The organism is Finegoldia magna (assembly GCF_018371055.1).
Classification (GTDB): domain Bacteria; phylum Bacillota; class Clostridia; order Tissierellales; family Peptoniphilaceae; genus Finegoldia; species Finegoldia magna_I.
The window spans coordinates 1-4,252 of sequence record NZ_JAGYZD010000154.1; the positions used below are offsets into that span (position 1 = coordinate 1).

The 4,252-nt window shown below is 30.2% G+C and carries 3 protein-coding genes and 1 pseudogene; all 4 read right to left on the reverse strand.

The genetic code is table 11. The features are described from left to right. A partial coding sequence (locus KHW44_RS06930) for a CTP synthase (RefSeq protein WP_304067663.1) occupies positions 1 to 875 on the reverse strand: 875 nt, incomplete at its 3' end. A gap of 14 nt (positions 876 to 889) precedes the next feature. Further along, on the reverse strand, positions 890 to 2,944 hold the full coding sequence (locus KHW44_RS06935; RefSeq protein WP_294684603.1) for a glutamine synthetase III: 2,055 nt from the start codon (positions 2,942 to 2,944) through the stop codon (positions 890 to 892). Positions 2,945 to 3,059: 115 nt separating this feature from the next. Continuing rightward, entirely contained in the window at positions 3,060 to 3,524 is a 465-nt protein-coding gene (locus KHW44_RS06940; RefSeq protein WP_294684602.1) for a DUF5673 domain-containing protein, read from the reverse strand. 8 nt (positions 3,525 to 3,532) lie between these two features. Next, positions 3,533 to 4,252 (reverse strand): annotated as a pseudogene (locus KHW44_RS06945) (zinc metalloprotease); the annotation flags it as partial.

Genomic DNA, 4,252 nt, shown 5'->3' on the forward strand with positions numbered 1-4,252 from the left:
TTTACAGTTTCAGTTGCTTTTCTGTAGTTTTCAATCATTTTTCTCCATTTTCCATCTTCTTCGCCTTTGGATTTTAGTTTCATTTTTCTCATTATATATTTATCCAAATTTTGTTCTTGGAATTTCAATGGAACTTCATAAATAAAATCAACATTGAATGATTGAATGATGGCTTCAACTGGGACATCGCAGAACAACGAGATTTTTTCTTTTAATTCATCTGTAACTATTCCTTCACTTCTTAGTATAATTACATTTGTTTTAATTCCTAAACTCATCAATTCTTTGTAAGAATGTTGTGTTGGTTTAGTTTTTAATTCATTACTTCCAGGAATTGTAGGAACTAATGTTGTGTGAATAAACAATACATCCTCTTTTTCATTTTCTGCGTGGATTTGTCTGATTGCTTCCAAAAATGGCAATGATTCAATATCCCCAACAGTTCCACCAATTTCTGTAATTACGATATCTGCTTGAGATTCTTCAGCTGCTTTATAAACCGCTTTTTTTATTTCATCAGTAATATGTGGAATAACTTGAACAGTTTTACCATTATAATCTCCACGTCTTTCTTTTTTGATAACATCATTATAGACTTTTCCTGTAGTGATGTTAGATCTTTGAGTTAATTCTTCATTAATAAATCTTTCATAATGGCCTAAATCAAGGTCAGTTTCTGCACCATCTTTTGTAACAAAAACTTCTCCATGTTGATACGGGCTCATAGTACCTGGGTCAATATTTAAATACGGATCAAATTTTTGCATAAATACAGAAATACCTCTGTCTTTTAGCATTCTACCAATACTTGCTCCACTAATTCCCTTACCAATACCAGAGACAACTCCTCCAGTAATAAAAATAAATTTACTCATTACTCCTCCTATATTTATATTAATGATGAATATATATCTTGAATATCACACAAACTATAATTTTCTTTGTAGATATATTTTTCAAGGCTATCGTGTATTTCTCTGATTTCTTCGATTAATGGACTAATTTCATATTGAAAATACTTAGCTTTTTCATATTTTGATTCAAAATCAGATTTGTGTAGCATCTGTTCTAAATTATTTCTCTTATTGATGATTTCATTTAAACCATTTTTTAATTTTTCTTGAGTGGAAATTAAACTGTCTATACTGCATTTTTCAATTAAACTTGTGTTTTGAAGAAGTTGTTTTGAGAATGCATTAATGACAAATTTATCTAACATGTAAATCAAAGTTTTCGCTTCAATTTCATGAGTAGTTATTACATCTTCTAATCCTACATCGTAGATTGCGTGTAATTCTTCCTCACTTAGTATACCACAAAAATCCCTTATAGATTCTTCTGAAATTAATGAATACAATGAATCAAAATAATGAACTAAATCCAACAAACCTCTTTTCTTTGCTTCTTCTCTCCATAGTTCTGTATAATTATCTTGTCTGTATAGTATATGTTTGTGGTTTTTCAAAATATTTACTACTTCTGATTTGATAAATTTTTCGATATTTTCATTTTGAGATTTGAACTTTTCGTAAACTCTTTTGATTGCATTAGCATACATTGTGTTTAAAACTATATTTACATCACTTGCACTGTTCGATGAACCCAACATTCTAAACTCAAATTTGTTTCCGCTAAATGCAAATGGACTTGTTCTATTTCTATCTGTCATATTTGGTGGTATATAGTCAAATCTATTTATTGAAAACTCTGGATAATTTATGACGATTTCTTCTTCATTCATAAGTGAATTGAATGTTTCTTCAATATCTTGTCCCAAGTCCATGGAAATAATTGATGGTGGAGCTTCATCTCCTCCTAATCTATAATCATTAGATGTTGTTGAGGATGCTGATCTTAATAATGCTTGAGATTTGTCCACTGCTTCAATTAAACATGCTATAAATATCAAAAATACCAAATCATTTTCCATGTCTGCTTTTGGTGAGAATACATTTCTACCATGATTTGTAACTAATGAATAATTGTTATGCTTACCAGAACCATTTACGCCTTTGAATGGTTTTTCATGCAATAAACATACCAAATGATGCTTTCTAGCTGTAGTTTTAAGTATTTCCATTACCAAGTGGTTATCATCTACAGAAATATTTGCGTTTTCAAAAAGAATCGCTACTTCGAATTGATTAGGAGCAACTTCATTGTGTTCTGTTTTAGCATATATCCCTAATCTGAATAATTTCTCGTCTATATCTCTATAAAATGCTTCTACTCTTTGAGGAATTGAACCAAAATAATGATCAGTAAGCTCTTGTGATTTAGGCGCTTGTGCCCCTAACAATGTTCTTCCTGTATTTATTAAATCTATTCTTTCTTTGTACACATTTTCATCTATAAGAAAGAATTCTTGCTCCAAACCTATTTTGACTTTCATTCTGTAACAATGTTCATCAGAAATTTCATTGTATAGTTTTGTCGCATAGTCAGATAAATAATCCAAACTTTTTAAAAGGGGAAGTTTTTTATCTAATGTTGTCCCATCATAAGATACAAATACCGATGGTATATACATAATATTGTCTACTATGAAAGTATTAGAAGTACAATCCCAATAAGTATATCCTCTAGCTTCAAATGTAGATCTGATTGATCCTGTTGGAAAAGATGAAGCATCAGGCTCTCCTTTTATTAATTCACTAGCTGAAAATCTATTTATAGGAGTATTATCGTCTCCTCTATCCAAAAATGAATCGTGTTTTTTTGCTGTCAAACCGTTTAATGGTTGGAACCAATGACAAAAATGAGTAGCTCCTCTTTCTATTGCCCATTTTTTCATCGCATGCGCAATAATTTCTGCTGTTTCAATATCTAGTAAATCTTCTTTTCTAACTGCGTTTTTCCATTTTTGATAAACCGGAAACGGCAGAGAGTCTTTCATTTGTTTTTTGTCAAAAGTGTCAATCCCAAAAATTTTATTAGTATCCATAAATACCTCCATGTATTAAAATAAAAAAAATTGGCAATCAAAGAAAGCCAATTTATGAAAAACAAAAATAGTGTTTTTTTTATTATATTTAATCACAGTTTTGTTGTCAAGTATTTTATTGTTTTTTCTTATTCTTTTTTATGATTACTTGTATTTCAGAAGCATCGCTTGGATTGATCGGAATAAGTTTGTTAGTAGTTTTGGAATTTTTCAAAGTTAATTCCAAAAATCTCTTATCTTTGGAATATTTCCATTGTTTGATATCTTCATATTCAGCCAAAAATCCATTGAAATAAATCCCTTTATCTGTAAATGAGATTTTTTCGAATGTTAAATAAATGAATATTACTCCAAGTAATATATAAATTAATGGGAACCATGTTTTTTGTTGGTAAAGATACAATAATCCCAATATTACAATTGAATATGATGCAACCATCATTAAAACTCTTTTTCTTTGGTTAAAGTTTTTGATGACTCTACCAATATTTTTTTTGACTTTGTATACATTGTACATTTGCTTCAATCCAAAAAGCAAAATCAATATATACATCACATTAATAATATTTTGTGCGCTCATTATTTCTCCTAATTTTCTATATTGTTTTCTATTTCTTCGTCTTTTTTTCTTACATCGACTAATTCTTTTGGTTCATTTTCGTGAATTTTTGTCTTAGTGTATTTGTCAAATATAGCTTCGAATTCTTCTTGGCCAATAGTTTCTTTTTCTAAAAGTCTGTTTGCCAATGCATGTAACAAATCGATGTTTTCATTTAAAATATTTAAAGCTTTGTTGTACGCTTCATCGATTAGTTCTCTCATTTCAGAATCAATTTCATAAGCTATCTTGTCAGAATACTGCTTGTTCTTACCAAGCTCTTCACCTAAAAATACTTCAGAGTCATCTCCACCGTACATCATAGGTCCCAATCTTTTACTCATACCGTATTTTGTTACCATTGCATGTGCGATTTTTGTTGCTCTTTCAATATCGTTACTTGCTCCAGTGGAAATATCGTCAAGCACAACTTCTTCTGCTGCACGTCCACCTAAAAGCGAAATCAATTTGTGTTGCATTTGTCTTTTAGTCATAAATTTCGCATCTTCTTGTGGAAGATATGCCGTAAATCCTCCGGCTCTTCCTCTAGGAATAATTGTAATCATGTGAACTTTGTCATTATCTTCCAAGAATCCGGATACAATCGCATGACCAGATTCGTGATAAGCTGTAAGCACACGTTCTTTTTCTATTACAACTTGTGATTTCTTTTCTGGACCAGCTAAAACTTTTATCGATGCTTCTTTGAA

Bases quoted from the DNA above. Each gene is read 5' to 3' on its own strand.
- KHW44_RS06940 (WP_294684602.1), bottom strand. From the start codon at position 3,524: ATGAGCGCACAAAATATTATTAATGTGATGTATATATTGATTTTGCTT.
- KHW44_RS06935 (WP_294684603.1), bottom strand. From the start codon at position 2,944: ATGGATACTAATAAAATTTTTGGGATTGACACTTTTGACAAAAAACAA.